Consider the following 13,507-nt stretch of genomic DNA (forward strand, 5'->3'; position numbering starts at 1 on the left):
GGGCGACACACCCCACCACGGATGGGGGTTTCCTCTCGTCTCCCCCCCACCTCCCCCCCCCCTCTCTTCCCCACCCGACCCCTCCCCCCCCCCCCCCCCCCCCCCCTCCGCCCCCCCCCACCCGGGGAAGCCCACGAGGGGGCCGGTTTCCGTCTTCTTGGCGGCCGTGGCATGTTGTCAGCCGTGACGCGCGGCGACATTCTGGGACGCGTGCACGCCGCCCCGCTGCTCCTCCCGCCCGCCGATCATGTCCTCTCCCCGCGTACGGGCTGGACCCGGGCGCACTGGGAGGCGATGGCGGACCACCTCCTCGACGCTCTCGTGCCGTACGCCTCACCGGGCCGCGCGCAGTACCGGCTGCCGGGCCGGACGAGCTGTTCCGGTGCGGTATCGGATGGTCTGGAGGGGTTCGCCCGGTCCTTCCTTCTCGCGTCATTCCGACTGGCCGGCGCCGGTGCCCCCGGGAGCCTGTCCGGGCGGTCCAGGGGTCCGGCTGAACAGCACGGGCGGTCGGCCGAGCGGTTTGAGCAGCTGGCCGAGCGGTACGCGGCCGGGCTGGACTCCGGTACGGACCGTACGAGCGGCGAGGCGTGGCCCGCGCTCACCGACCGTTCGCAGCAGATGGTGGAGGCCGCCTCGATCGCCGTCGGGCTGTCCGAGTCGCGCCGGTGGATCTGGGACCGGCTGGACGGCGGGGTTCAGGAGCGGGTCGCCGACTGGCTCGCGGGCTTCTCCGGACTCCGGACCCACGACAACAACTGGCGGCTCTTCAAGGTGGTCGCGGCGCAGTTCCTGGCCTCGGTCGGGGCGCCGCACTCGCGGGCCGACATCGAGCGCGGCCTGGACCGCATCGAGGACTGGTACGTCGGCGACGGCTGGTACAGCGACGGCGACGGCAGGAACTTCGACTTCTACGTCGGCTGGGCGCTGCACTTCTACCCGCTGCTGTGGTCGCGGATGGCGGGCGCCGACGACGGCGGGCGGACCGCGGTCTACAAGGAGCGGCTGGCCCGGTTCCTCGCCACCTACCCGCACTTCTTCGGCGGCGACGGCGCCCCCGTCCACCAGGGCCGGTCCCTCACCTACCGGTTCGCCGCGGTGGCCCCGGTATGGATGGGCGCGCTGGCCGACTGCACGCCGCTCGCACCGGGGCTGACGCGCCGTCTGGCCTCGGGCGCGGTGCGGCACTTCGCCGAGCGCGGTGCGCCGGACGGCCGCGGGCTGCTCACCCTGGGCTGGTACGCGCCTCATCTGCCGACCACTCAGGCGTACTCCGGCCCGGCGTCGCCCTACTGGGCGGCGAAGGGGTTCCTCGGCCTGCTGCTCGCGCCCGGCCACCCGGCCTGGACGGACCGCGAACTACCCCTGCCCGTGGAGGAGTCCGACCAGTGCACGGCGCTGCCCGCGCCGGGCTGGCTGCTGCACGGCACGCGGAGCGACGGCATCGTCCGGCTCGTCAACCACGGCAGCGACCACCAGCCGCCCGGCGACGGGAGCGACAGGGAGGACGGCGACGATCCGCACTACGCCAAGTTCGCCTACTCCTCGGCCACCGCGCCCGAGTCCGCGCCGCACGCCTGGGCGCACACCGTCGACAGCCACATCGCGCTCGTCACCCCGGCCGGCGTCCCGTCCCGGCGGCGCCGTATCCACCCCTTGGCCTGCGCGGGCCGTACCGCCTCCTCCTGGCATCGGGCCGAGCTGCCCGGCGACGCCCGCGCCCACCGCATCGAGACGACGACGCTGTCGCACGGGCCCTGGGAGATCCGGGTGCACCGCGTCGACGCCCCGCCCGGCGTCGGCGTCCGCGAGGGCGGGTACGCGGTGGCCGCCGCCGAGTTGCCGGAGGCCGAGTCGGGGGCGGGCTGGGCACTGGCCCGTACGGCCGACGGGCTGGCGAGCGCCGTGGTGGCGCTGCACGGCTGGTCGAGTTCCGACGTCCGCCGCGAGACCGGGGCCAATGCCTTCGGGCCGCACTCCGCCACGCCGTACCTCACTCTTCCCGGCCACCCGGGCGGCCGTACGGTCCATGTCACGCTCGTCGTGCTCACGCGGGGCAGCGTGGACCCGCAGGCCCTGCGGGGCGCCGTCTCGGTCACGGTGACGGGCGATCAGGTGACCGTCGAGCTGCCCGACACGCCGCCGATCCCCGGCGGCACGTCTGTATTTCCCGGTTCGTCCTCGTCCGGCGGCCCTGTCCTCTTGTCGTGACCGCCGCGATACCGCAGCGTTGGCAAGTGCACCGTGTGGCCGACGGGTGGCACGGGACGCGAAGAGCCGCTGGGTGAGGAGCAGGATGAGCCAGGCACCGCGCACGCCGGTCCCTTTCGGCGAGGACGACCCTTACAACGGATCCGGTGAGGACGCCCCTTACTACGAGGACGTCTCGCCGGGCGCCGGGACCCTGCCGCCCCGCGCGTGGGTGGCGGCCACGGACGCGGCGCGGCTGCGGCTCGGCGGGAAGTGGCGGTTCCGGCTGTCGCCGTCCGCCACGGCGGCCGACGACGACTTCGCGCGGCCCGGCTTCGACTCCGCGCGCTGGGACGAGCTGCCCGTGCCCGCGCACTGGCCGCTGCACGGCTACGGCGCGCCCGCCTATACGAACACCGGTTACCCCTTCCCCGTCGACCCGCCCCGGCTGCCGGACGAGAATCCGACCGGGGATTACCGGCGCGTCTTCGACCTGCCCGAGGAGTGGCCCGTCGGCGAGGACGCCGTGCTGCGCTTCGAGGGTGTGGAGTCGTGTGCGCGGGTGTGGCTGAACGGGCAGGAGCTCGGCCACTTCAAGGGCAGCCGGCTGCCGCACGAGTTCGCCGTCGGCGGGCCGCTGCGGGCGCGCGGCAATGTGCTGGCGGTGCGGGTGCACCAATGGTCGTCGGGGAGCTATCTGGAGGACCAGGACCAGTGGTGGCTGCCCGGCATCTTCCGTGAGGTGACGCTGGAGAGGCGGCCCGAGGGCGCGGTCCGGGACTTCTTCGTGCACGCCTCGTACGACCACACGAGCGGCACGGGGACGCTGCGGGTGGAGTGCGAGCCCCAAGGCAGGGTCTTTGTACCGGAGTTGGGCATCGACATGGCCACGGGAGAGTGGACGAGCCTGGCCGTGGAGCCGTGGACCGCCGAGACGCCGCGGCTGTACGCAGGGGAGTTGGTGACGGGCGGCGAGCGAATTCCGCTGCGTGTCGGGTTCCGCACGGTCGTGGTGGCGGACGGCGTGCTCAGGGTCAACGGGCGCCGCGTGCTGTTCCGGGGCGTCAACCGGCACGAGTTCCACCCGGAGTCGGGCCGAACCGTGGACCTGGAGACGATGCGTCACGACCTGCTGCTGATGAAGCGTCACAACATCAACGCCGTCCGCACCAGCCACTACCCGCCGCACCCGGCCTTCCTCGGGCTCTGCGACGAGCTGGGGCTGTGGGTCGTGGACGAGTGCGATCTGGAGACGCACGGCTTCCACGCCCTGGAGTGGCGCGGCAACCCGGCGGACGACGAGCGGTGGACCCCGGCGCTGCTGGACCGCGCCGCGCGGATGGTGGAGCGGGACAAGAACCATCCGTCGGTGGTGATGTGGTCGCTGGGCAACGAGAGCGGTTCGGGGTCCGGCCTGTCGGCGATGGCGCGGTGGATCAGCGAGCGCGACCCGTCGCGCCCGCTGCACTACGAGGGCGATCCGTCCTGCCGCGACACGGATGTCTATTCGCGGATGTACGCCGACCACGCCGAGGTCGACCGGATCGGCCGGCGCACCGAAGAGCCCTATGAGGACGCGGAGTTGGACGAACGGCGTCGGGGTCTGCCGTTCATCCTGTGCGAGTACGCGCACGCGATGGGCAACGGGCCGGGCGGCCTGTCGGAGTATCAGCGCCTGTTCGAGACGCATGAGCGGTGCCAGGGCGGGTTCGTGTGGGAGTGGATCGACCACGGCATCGCGCGGTACGCGCCGGACGGGCAGCGGTACTTCGCGTACGGGGGCGACTTCGGCGAGGAGCTGCACGACGGCAACTTCTGCTGCGACGGGCTGCTGTTCCCGGACCGCACCCCGTCGCCGGGGCTCGTGGAGTTCAAGAAGGTCATCGAACCGGTGCGGATCGAGGCCGGCCCGGGCGCGGGCGCCGTGCGGGTCACCAACAGGCACGACTTCGCCGACCTGGCGCATCTGGCGTTCTCCTGGTCGTACGGGGTCGAAGGCGTCGCCGTCGCCGACGGGCGGCTTGACGTGCCGTCACTGGCGCCCGGCGAGAGCACGGAGCTGAAACTGCCCGACCCGCCGCCCGGGGCGCTCGCGGGCGAGGCGTGGTGGACCGTACGGGCGGTACTGGCCGAACCCGCGGTGTGGGCGGACGCCGGGCACGAGGTGGCCTGGGGTCAACTGCCGGACGCGTCACGGACGCTGGATGGCGACACGCCCGCGGCGAGCCACGAGAGGAGCCCCGGCGTCACCGTGCCCCGGCCGGGTGCGCCGGGCGAGCCGGGCGAGGGAGCGACCCTCGTGCTGGGCCCCGGCGTCTTCGACGCCGCCACCGGCGCGCTCCGCTCACTGGGCGGTTTCCGCGTCGAGGGCCCCCGTCTCGACGTGTGGCGCGCGCCGACCGACAACGACGAGGGCGCGCCCTGGCAGAGCGAGGTACGCCACGGGCCGCTGTGGCGGCGGATCGGGCTGCACCGGATGCGCCACCGGGTGGACGAGGTGCGGGCCCAGAGCGACGCCCTGGTCGTACGGGCGCGGCTCGCCCCGGCCGCGAGCGGGCTCGGGCTGCGCGCGGAGTACCGCTGGACGTCGGACGGCGAGCGGCTGTCCCTGGCGGTGTCCGTGACGCCGGAGGGCGACTGGCCGTGCCCCCTGCCCCGGCTCGGGGTGCGCCTGGACGTCCCCGGGGAGCTCGGCGAGGCGGAGTGGTTCGGCGGCGGGCCGGGCGAGGCGTATCCGGACACCCGGGCCGCGTCGCGCGTCGGCAGGCACGCCATGCCGGTGGACGCGATGCAGACCCCGTACGTACGGCCGCAGGAGAACGGCGCGCGGGCGGACGTGCGGTGGGCCCGGCTCGGCCGCCGGGACGGCGCGGGCGTGCGGATCGACGGCGCTCCCGCCTTCTGGTTCACCGCCCGGCGCTGGACGAGCGAGGCGCTCGACGCGGCGGCGCACACCCCTGACCTGGTGCCGGGCGAGACGGTCCGGATCCATCTCGACCACGGCCAGCACGGGATCGGCAGCCAGTCGTGCGGGCCGGGGGTGCTGCCGGAACACTGGCTGCGGGCGGGGCCGGCGTCGTTCTCGTTCGCCTTCTCGACGACCGGCCCCACCCCGTCGGCGCCCGCCGCTACTCCTTGATCTCGAAGGACTGCCCGTAGACCTTCCACTTCAGCGGCGGCTCCAGGCCGAGGTTGCCCGCCTTGAGGAAGACGCGCTGCTCGGTGTCGACGCGGCTGGTGTCGCTGTGCGCCTCCTCGCTCTGCATGGCCTTCTTGCGGGCGTCGAGGAAGGCGCTGATGTACGCCTTCTCGTCGCCGCCCTGCGCCGGGGTCTTGGCCTTGGACATGGCGGTCTTGCGGATGCCGCCGAAGCTGTACTTGTCGGTGCCGGGGCCGTGCATGACGATCGCGTCGTAGTAGGCGAACTGGCCCAGCGTGCCCACACCGTCGGCCTTGCCCTGCTTGACGGCCGGGTCGAAGTAGACGCGGTCGCGCTCGGACTCCTGCGCGTCCTGGAACGCCTTGTCCAGGGCGGCCTTATCCCACGCCTTCTCGAACGGCGTGCCCAGGCCGGCGTGCGAGTCGCTGCCGTTCACCTTGCGCAGGGCGGGCAGGAACTTGGCGAGCGGGTTGCCGGGCTTGTTCTTGGTGTACAGCTCGACGAGTTCGAGCATGTCGCCGGTGCCCGAAGTGAAGCCGATGATGCCGCCGGTGTAGCCGCGGCCGTCCTTGATGTCCTCCAGGTACGCGAAGTAGCGGCGCCAGTCGAGGCCGGAGTTCTCGGCGCTGGCGACCAGCTGCATCGCGATTTCCTTCTTCTTCGGGTCGTCGAGCCCGGTCGCCTTGGCAGCGGGAGCGGCGGCGCTCGTACGGGCCGTCGTCGCGTGCGTGGCCTCGGTCGCCTGGCCGACCCCGGCCAGGGCGAGCGAGGCGGGGATCGCGATGGCCAGACCTATCAGGGCGGTGCGGGCGGTCTTCGACTTCGGGGTGCGCACGGACATGCGGTGACTCCGTTCCCGTTTGGCTGTTAGGAAGCTTTCCTAACCATTGATAGCGGGCAGTCCACACCGGCCACAAGAGGTAGAACATGAACTCCCCGCCGCAGCCGCCCACCACACCCCGACATGTCCCGACCGCCCCGCAACTGCCCCGCTGGTCCCAGGAGATGACCTCTTGCCCCCAGGACGGCAGCACCGGCCCCACCACGGGAACAACCGCCGTCCGGTCCCTGACCTGCACGGGGGCGGTCAGGGACCGGGCGGCTCCGCGTCGAAGGGGACCAGCTCGCCGGTACGGCCGCTCAGAATTCTCCCGTCCCGTCCCGGCCCGGCCCGGCCCGGGACGGGACGGGACGGGACGGGATGCCGGCCGCCGGACCGGGCGCCCGCACCCTGATTCCGGGTGCCGGTCACGGCGGTGGACGGGCCGCGTTCTCGCCCTCTCACCAGCCGGGCTGCCATTGCGCCGACGGACCAGGGATCATGCCTTCTCGTACACGTCCTCATGACCTCATGATGGGAGGCAGGCCATGAGCACTCCTCACAGGCGCCGGAAGTGGCCGATCGTCGTAGTGGTCGTCCTGGCCGCCGTAGGGGTCGCGCGCTGCGGCCACGGCTCCGACGACACGTCCGGGCCGCACCCCTCCGCGTCCAAGACGTCCACGTCACCGACGCCCGACGCGAGCGGCGAAGCCGCGCCGACTCCGAAAGACACCCAGGACCCGACGCGGTACGCCTCGCAGGTCGTCACCTATGCCAAGAAGGCAGGCGTCAACCCGCGGCTCCTCATGGCGATCCTGTACGCCGAGTCGTACAAGCCGCACGACCCCGAGCTGGAGCGGGCCTGGCAGCGCATCAAGAAGGACTCCGCGTTCGGCATCGCGAACATGCACAAGGCCGCCTTCGACGAGGCCAAGCGGGGCCGCGACTTCGCCGACCGCAGCTGGCACGACCTGCCCGGCAATTCCCGCCTGGCCATCGAGGCCGCGGCCTGGCACCTGCACGACCTCGCCGCGCAGCTGCCCGCCCAGCGCTCCGGTGCGCACACCAAGGACGAGCTGCTGGCGCTGGGCTACAACGCCGGCGCGGGGAACATGGCCGCGTTCGCCCATGGCGCGAAGCCGGGCGCGGCGGCCCAGTCCTACCTGGACCGCCTGCACCAGAACTGGGACAAGGCGGGAGAGGCTGTGAAGCACCCCGGCTGACACCGCGCGGCCCGGCGGGGCGCGCGTACGGAGCGCGTCCGGGACGTGCGAATCCGGCGCGCGCGTCGGGAGCCTGCGGGGCGCGCGTACGGAGGTGCGTGCCGGGCGCTTACGGGGGGCGTACGCGCCGGATGGACGTACCGGCGCGCGCCCCGCAGGTCCGTACCCGGGCGTTAAGCCTGGAGTACGGCCTCCTCCGCCGGCCCCGACCGTTCCACCCGATCCACCCGGACCACCCCCGCGAGCGCGGGCCAGCCGCCCGCCGGGGCCGCGGCCAGCGCCCGCCACCACGGGTCGACCGGCAGCGGCGCAGCGGGTTCGAAGGGCTGGCCCGGGCGCGGGGTGGCGACCGTGGCCCCGGCCCGTTCGGCGGCGGCGACGGTGCCCTCGGCGGGTTCGTGCCACGGGTGCGGGGCGAGGTTGAAGGTGCCCCAGTGGATCGGGAGCATGACACCGCCGGGCGCCCCGCCGACCTCCAGCGCCTCGCCGGACGTCCCGGACGAGCTCCCCTGGAGGTCGCGGTGGGCCCGCATGCCCTCCTCGGGGGTCATGTGGATGTCCGGCCACATCTCGCTGTAGGCGCCGATCTGAATCATCGTCGCGTCGAACGGGCCGTACTGCGCGCCGATCTCCGCGAACCCCGGGAAGTACCCCGTGTCACCGCTGTGGAAGATCCGGTGCTCGGGTCCGGCCACCACCCAGGAGGCCCACAGGGTGTGCTGGGTGTTGCGCAGCCCGCGGCCGCAGAAGTGCCGGGCCGGGGTCGCGGTGAGGGTGAGGCCGGCGACCTTGGCCGATTCCTGCCAGTCCAGCTCGGTCGTACGCTCGGCCGGTACGCCCCAGTGCTCCAGGTGCGCGCCGATGCCCAGGGGCACGACGAAGGTCGTGCCGGTCCGGGCCAGCGCCCGTACGGACGGCATGTCCAGGTGGTCGTAGTGGTCGTGCGAGATGACGACCACGTCCACCCGGCCCAGCTCGCGCAGCGGCACCGGCGCCGGGTGCAGCCGCCGGGGGCCCACGAAGGCGAACGGCGAGCAGCGCTGCCCCCACACCGGGTCGAAGAGCACCCGCCGCCCGTCGATCTCCGCCAGCACGCTGGAATGGCCCATCCAGGTCAGCCGCAGCCCGGAGGCGGGCGGCTCGGCCAGGTCGGCGAGGGTCGTCGGGTGCACCGGCACGGTGCCGGCCGGGGCCCGGCTCGCGCGCTCCTCCTTCCGGAAGTACGTGGGCAGGAACTTCAGCATCGAGCCGGAGGGGGCGACCGAGGCCGCGACCGGGTTGGTGAACACCCCGTCGGCGAAGTTCGGCGACCGCCGGATGCGTGCCATCCGCTCTCCGGACGGGTCGGCCCCGAATGCGGCGGGTCGCAGCGCGTCGAGCGGGGAGGATTTCGGGCGGGGGCCGGTCACGGCGCCTCCAGAGTGAGGGGGCAGGTCACCCCATTATCTGTGCGGTGCGCACCCGCACGAGGTGATCTTCGGCAGGTCGGTGGCCGGGCCGGGCCGGCGGACCGCCCCGCGGCGCCCGCCCACACCGTCCGGGCCCACCCCCGTGGCGCGGGCCCGGACGGCCTCAGCACCTTCAACCGGCAAGACCCGCGCGGATGTTCCGCGCGCACCCCGTCTTCGGGGGACGCGTTCAAGCCGAGAGCGAACACCGCGTCCGCGAGTCGGTCACATGCCGCTGACTCGCAGCGTGATATTGAGCCGTCCGGTCAGTCCGAGCGCGGGCGGAGCGGTCGCGGGGAGGGTGCGCGGCACTCCGTGGTAGGCCAGTCGGGAAGGGCCGCCGAAGACGAAGAGGTCGCCGCTGCGCAGTTCGACGTCCGTCCAGGGCCGCCCCCTGTCGCTCGTATTGCCGAACCGGAAGACGCACGCGTCGCCCAGGCTCAGTGAGACGACGGCCGCGTCCGACTTCTCGTCGCTGTCGCGGTGCATGCCCATCCGGGCGTGGGGACCGTAGAAGTTGATCAGCGCGATGTCGTACGGCTCGGGGCCGGCCCCGAGCGCGTCCTCGGCCGCGCGCTGCGCCAGTTCCCGCAGCCAGTCGGGGAAGGGTTTGACGGGCGCGCCGTCGCCGTCGACGACGGTACGGGCGTAGCCGTAGGGGAACCAGTGCCAGCCGAGCCCAACGGTCCGCACCGACATCTCGCCGCCGTTCGGCATCGACACCGTCCGCAGCCCGGCGGGCGGCCTGGCCCACTCGCGGCACGCGTGCAGCAACCGCGCCTGCCCGGCGGGATCCAGCCAGCCCGGCACATGGACAGCGCCGGGGGCCGGCTCCGTGACCGGTCGGGGGAAGAGTTCACCGTCGGCTGTCATGCCTCCATGGTCCTCGACGTTCCCCGGCACGCGCGGGGCGCGGCGGGCGCTTACGGTCGCCCCATGGACTTCAACATCACCGGGGAGGAGGAGGCGCTTCTCCTGCGGGTCAACGAGCGGCTGACGGCCGGCGACGGCCCGTCGGAGGACGAGTTGGCCGAGGAGTTGGGGGACGAGGCGCGCGGCCAGTTGCGCTCATTGGCGGACAAGGGCTGGCTGTCCCTGGAGCGGGCGGCCGAGGACGGGGCGGTGACGGTCCGTGCGCTCACCCCCTTGGCCCAGGCGGCACTGTCGAACCGGCGGGACGTCGGGGAGTGAACGGTCGTGGGACGCCTGGGAAGGAATGGCCGGTTGTGACGGTGCCCCGCGGCACCGGGCGGCCCGCGGTTCACGGGTCCACCGCCCCGCCCCGCCCGCATCTGTCCGACAGTCGCCTGTACGGCGGGTCCTGCCCGTCCTAAAGTCGACATGCCCCGGTCCCCGGCATCGCGCGCCATCGATCTGTCTACGGACGCCGCCGCCCACGGCCGAGGTGAAGTCATTGGATCAGCAGCCGACAGCGTCGGCGTTCCTGGCACACCCTCGCCTCCACACCGGACCGATGTCCTGGGCCGTCTCCGTGCAACGGACGGCGGGCAGCGCCGACATCGCCGCGGGCCTGCTGCACGGCGCCCTGTCCGCCCTCGGCGCCGACCGCCGCCTCGCCACCGCTCTCGCCCGGGCCGCCGGCGGTGCCTGCCGGTTCGTCGAGCAGCACAGCTCGGAACGGCACTACCGCCTGTCCATCGGGGTCACCGGCAAGCAGTGCACCGTGACCTGCGCCGACTACGACGACCCCGCGCCCTCGCCGCAGGGCGCGGGCGCGGGCGCGCGCGCCGCCGAGCGGGGCGTCGTCTCCGCGCTGCTGCGTGATCTGACGCGCGCCGCCGCCGGGGTCGAGATCCGCGACCTCCAGGTGCGGGACGCCGCGGGCTCGGGCCTCCTGGTCGCGTTCCGGGCGGACCCGTCGCCTCGGAGGCCGCCCCGCCATGCCGCGGCCGAGCCGCCCTCGGCCACCGCCACGGCAGGGACCGGGGCGGCCTCCGAGGCGACGGGTCCCGGTTGCCCGCGCTGGGGGCCCTCGGCCAAAGAGTCGGCGTCCGCACCCGCCGCGCCGTCGCCGAACGCCGCGCAGTAGCGGCGGGCCTCCCCCACGTGGCCTCTGTGACCTCTATGACCTCCGCGACCTCTGCGGCCGCGATGTCGCATCGTACGGCGGCCGGTCCACCGTACGGGCAAGGACGACAGCCCCGGCCCGTGGAGTCGGCCGCGGTCATCGGGGTGGAGAATCCGCGGGCCCGCATGAATGCGGCGTGCGGCATCACCAGCCAGGGCCGCGAGGACAGGTGCGGCATTCCGGGCGCGGACCCGGCGGACGCGACCGGCGGGGCGGGGGTCTGACAGGGCCGTTGTCAGTGGCTCTTGGTACAACTCTTCGCACGCCGTTCCCGCGGTTTCCCGTTCCCGCGGGTTCGCACTGTCCGCACGCGTCAGGAGAGCTCTGCCATGTCCGATGTCGAACACCTCCAAGAGCTGCACGGCCTGCCCGCCTTCGACTTCCCGGGGCCCGATCACCGGGGCGAGCTGCCCGCCGCCGCGAGCGTGGCGTGGCGGCTCGCCGCCGATACGTGGACGGACGGCGCGGAGTCCTTCGAAGACCTCTTCGGCCGGTTTCTGACGGCGGTGGACTGCTCGGCCGTACGGGCGCTGATCGTCGGCCCGTGGGGCGAGCCGTACGACAACGACTCCGGCGCGGTCGTCGAGCTCCTGGTGTCCGCGCGCGACCGGCTGACCGCTCTGGAGGCCGTCTTCATCGGCGATCTGGTGATGGAGGAGGCGGAGATCTCCTGGATCGAGCAGTCCGATGTGACGCCGGTGCTCGCGGCCTACCCCGCGCTGCGCGAGTTCGGGGTGCGCGGCGGCACCGGCCTGTGCTTCCCGGCCGTGCGCCACGAGCGGCTGCGGACGCTCAGCTTCGAGGCGGGCGGGCTCCCCGCCGACGTGGTCCGCGGCGTCGCCGCCAGCGATCTGCCCGCGCTGGAGTATCTGGAGATATGGCTCGGCGTCGAGGAGTACGGGGGCGACTCGACGGTCGAGGACCTCGCGCCCGTCCTCGCCGGGGACCGCCTGCCGAGCCTGCGCCACCTCGGACTCCAGAACAGCGAGGAACAGGACGCGATCGCCGCCGCCGTCGCCGCCGCGCCCGTCGTCGCCCGGCTGGAGTCGGTGGACCTGTCGATGGGGGTGCTCACGGACGAGGGCGCGCTGGCGCTGCTCGAAGGCCAGTCGCTCACCCACCTCAAGTGGCTCGATCTGCACCACAACTACATCGGGGAGGAGATGGGGCGGCGGCTGCGCGAAGCTCTTGAGCCGTCCGGCGTGGAGCTCGACCTCTCGGACGACGACGCCGACGCCGACGAGTGGGAGGACGGCGAGGTCATCCGCTACACCGCCGTCGCCGAATGAGCGGGCCGCTCCCCCGCTTCGCCGTCGTCGGCAACCCGGACAACCGTCGGGTCACACTCTTCGCGGCGGCCGTACGGGCCGCGGGGCTGCCAGAGCCCCGTGTCCTGCCGTGGCGCGAGGTGCTGCGCGAGGGGGCGCGGTTCGCGCCGGGCGAGACGGTGCGGATCGACTCGCCCGGCGAGGACGAGGAGGTGGAGCGGCTGTTGCGCGGGGCGCCGGACCCGGCCCGCGCCGAGGGGTCCGCCCGCTGGTACGCGCGCTTCACCGGCGCCGTCCGGGAGGTCGTGGCGGCCGCGCGCACGGCCGGGGCGACGGTGCTCAGCGCTCCCGGGGACATCGCCGTGCTCTTCGACAAGCGGCTGTGCCACGGCGTGCTGCATGCGGCGGGGATGCCCGTGCCGGTGTCGCCGACGTCCGGCGGCGCCGCCGAACCGGTGCGGGACTGGGCGGACGTACGGGCCCGGCTCGCGTCCGCCGGGCTGCGGCGCGCCTTCGTGAAGCCGGCGCACGGTTCGTCGGCGTCCGGGGTGCTGGCCGTCGAGGTGGCGGGCCCCGGCCGGGTGTGCGCCACCACCTCGGTGGAGCGCACCGCCGACGGCCGGCTGTTCAACTCCCTGCGGGTGCGCCGCTACGGCACCGAGGCCGAGGTCGCCGCGATCGTCGACGCCCTGGCGCCGGACGGCCTGCACATCGAGCGCTGGCTGCCGAAGGCGTCCCAGCGCGGTCGCGCCGCGGATCTGCGGGTCGTCGTGGTCGGGGGGCGCGCCACCCACGCGGTGGTGCGGACCAGCCGGTCGCCCATGACCAACCTTCACCTCGGCGGGACGCGCGGGGATCTGGCCGCCGCCCGCGCCGCCGCCGAGGCGGCGGGGACCGCCTGGTCCGGGGTGCTCGGCATCTGCGAGGAGGCCGCGGCCTGTTTTCCCGACACGCTGTGCGTCGGCGTGGACCTGCTGCCCGGCAGCGGCTGGCGGCGGTTCGCGGTCGGCGAGGTCAACGCCTTCGGCGATCTGCTGCCGGGGCTGACCGGCCTCGCGGGGAGCGGCGCCGAATCCCTGGACACGTACGGCGCGCAGGTCGCTGCCGTACTGCACGGCCGCGGCCCCTCCGCCCGCGGCCCCGCGCCCACCGCGCCCACCGCGTCCGCCTCGCACGCCGAGCGCACTCAGCACGCCCAGCACACCCCGTACCAGGAGCACCATGCCCACGCCGCCGTCCGAACCCCCGCCGCACCGGGCGCCCGCCCCTGAAGCCGGCGCGCTCGGAGCGGACCCCGCTCCGACGCCCG

The 13,507-nt window shown here is 73.9% G+C and carries 11 protein-coding genes; 8 read left to right on the forward strand and 3 right to left on the reverse strand.

Annotation, left to right across the window (positions count from 1 at the left end):
- The first annotated feature begins 210 nt into the window (after nucleotides 1-210).
- Together AC07AB_RS05040 and AC07AB_RS05045 are read left to right on the forward strand one after the other, a co-directional pair.
- On the forward strand, nucleotides 211-2,211 hold the full coding sequence (locus AC07AB_RS05040; protein ID WP_478561538.1) for a DUF2264 domain-containing protein: 2,001 nt from the start codon (nucleotides 211-213) through the stop codon (nucleotides 2,209-2,211).
- Between the two features lie 85 nt (nucleotides 2,212-2,296).
- The gene (locus tag AC07AB_RS05045) at nucleotides 2,297-5,329 is read left to right on the forward strand and encodes a glycoside hydrolase family 2 TIM barrel-domain containing protein (protein WP_478560189.1); all 3,033 of its coding nucleotides are present in this window, start codon (nucleotides 2,297-2,299) and stop codon (nucleotides 5,327-5,329) included.
- Here AC07AB_RS05045 and AC07AB_RS05050 read toward each other — a convergent pair.
- A complete protein-coding gene (locus AC07AB_RS05050) occupies nucleotides 5,319-6,191 on the reverse strand; it encodes a chitosanase (RefSeq protein WP_478560192.1) in 873 nt (290 codons plus the stop codon). The genes AC07AB_RS05045 and AC07AB_RS05050 overlap by 11 nt on opposite strands.
- Before the next feature lie 527 nt (nucleotides 6,192-6,718).
- Between AC07AB_RS05050 and AC07AB_RS05055 the strand changes: the two genes are divergently transcribed.
- Nucleotides 6,719-7,393 carry a transglycosylase SLT domain-containing protein gene (locus AC07AB_RS05055; RefSeq protein WP_478560195.1) on the forward strand — a complete coding sequence of 225 codons (675 nt, stop codon included), beginning with the start codon at nucleotides 6,719-6,721 and terminating at the stop codon, nucleotides 7,391-7,393.
- 173 nt (nucleotides 7,394-7,566) lie between these two features.
- Here AC07AB_RS05055 and AC07AB_RS05060 read toward each other — a convergent pair whose 3' ends face one another.
- Together AC07AB_RS05060 and AC07AB_RS05065 are read right to left on the reverse strand one after the other, a co-directional pair.
- Entirely contained in the window at nucleotides 7,567-8,802 is a 1,236-nt protein-coding gene (locus tag AC07AB_RS05060; RefSeq protein WP_478560198.1) for an MBL fold metallo-hydrolase, read from the reverse strand.
- A gap of 264 nt (nucleotides 8,803-9,066) precedes the next feature.
- Nucleotides 9,067-9,714 carry an alpha-ketoglutarate-dependent dioxygenase AlkB family protein gene (locus AC07AB_RS05065; protein WP_478560201.1) on the reverse strand — a complete coding sequence of 216 codons (648 nt, stop codon included), beginning with the start codon at nucleotides 9,712-9,714 and terminating at the stop codon, nucleotides 9,067-9,069.
- Between the two features lie 63 nt (nucleotides 9,715-9,777).
- Here AC07AB_RS05065 and AC07AB_RS05070 point away from each other — a divergent pair, with 63 nt between their 5' ends.
- From AC07AB_RS05070 to AC07AB_RS05090, 5 genes are all read left to right on the forward strand, one after another.
- The gene (locus AC07AB_RS05070; protein ID WP_478560204.1) at nucleotides 9,778-10,032 is read left to right on the forward strand and encodes a hypothetical protein; all 255 of its coding nucleotides are present in this window, start codon (nucleotides 9,778-9,780) and stop codon (nucleotides 10,030-10,032) included.
- 223 nt (nucleotides 10,033-10,255) lie between these two features.
- Nucleotides 10,256-10,891 (forward strand): hypothetical protein, encoded by a 636-nt coding sequence (locus AC07AB_RS05075; protein WP_478560207.1) that lies wholly within the window; start codon nucleotides 10,256-10,258, stop codon nucleotides 10,889-10,891.
- Between the two features lie 119 nt (nucleotides 10,892-11,010).
- Complete coding sequence (locus AC07AB_RS05080; protein ID WP_478560210.1) at nucleotides 11,011-11,154, forward strand: hypothetical protein; 144 nt, start codon at nucleotides 11,011-11,013, stop codon at nucleotides 11,152-11,154.
- A 105-nt stretch (nucleotides 11,155-11,259) separates the two neighbouring features.
- Nucleotides 11,260-12,219: an STM4015 family protein gene (locus AC07AB_RS05085; RefSeq protein WP_478560213.1), complete on the forward strand. Its 960-nt coding sequence runs from the start codon at nucleotides 11,260-11,262 to the stop codon at nucleotides 12,217-12,219.
- Nucleotides 12,216-13,469: an STM4014 family protein gene (locus tag AC07AB_RS05090; protein ID WP_478560216.1), complete on the forward strand. Its 1,254-nt coding sequence runs from the start codon at nucleotides 12,216-12,218 to the stop codon at nucleotides 13,467-13,469. The genes AC07AB_RS05085 and AC07AB_RS05090 overlap by 4 nt, the downstream gene beginning before the upstream one ends.
- The last annotated feature ends 38 nt before the right edge of the window (nucleotides 13,470-13,507 follow it).

The sequence above is a fragment of the Streptomyces sp. NPDC044033 genome (assembly GCF_056434425.1).

What these genes read in the sequence shown, in the direction of transcription:
- AC07AB_RS05050 (WP_478560192.1), bottom strand. Translation starts at nt 6,191, where the DNA reads ATGTCCGTGCGCACCCCGAAGTCGAAGACCGCCCGCACCGCCCTGATA.
- AC07AB_RS05055 (WP_478560195.1), top strand. Translation starts at nt 6,719, where the DNA reads ATGAGCACTCCTCACAGGCGCCGGAAGTGGCCGATCGTCGTAGTGGTC.
- AC07AB_RS05070 (WP_478560204.1), top strand. Translation starts at nt 9,778, where the DNA reads ATGGACTTCAACATCACCGGGGAGGAGGAGGCGCTTCTCCTGCGGGTC.
- AC07AB_RS05090 (WP_478560216.1), top strand. Translation starts at nt 12,216, where the DNA reads ATGAGCGGGCCGCTCCCCCGCTTCGCCGTCGTCGGCAACCCGGACAAC.
- AC07AB_RS05065 (WP_478560201.1), bottom strand. Translation starts at nt 9,714, where the DNA reads ATGACAGCCGACGGTGAACTCTTCCCCCGACCGGTCACGGAGCCGGCC.
- AC07AB_RS05045 (WP_478560189.1), top strand. Translation starts at nt 2,297, where the DNA reads ATGAGCCAGGCACCGCGCACGCCGGTCCCTTTCGGCGAGGACGACCCT.
- AC07AB_RS05085 (WP_478560213.1), top strand. Translation starts at nt 11,260, where the DNA reads ATGTCCGATGTCGAACACCTCCAAGAGCTGCACGGCCTGCCCGCCTTC.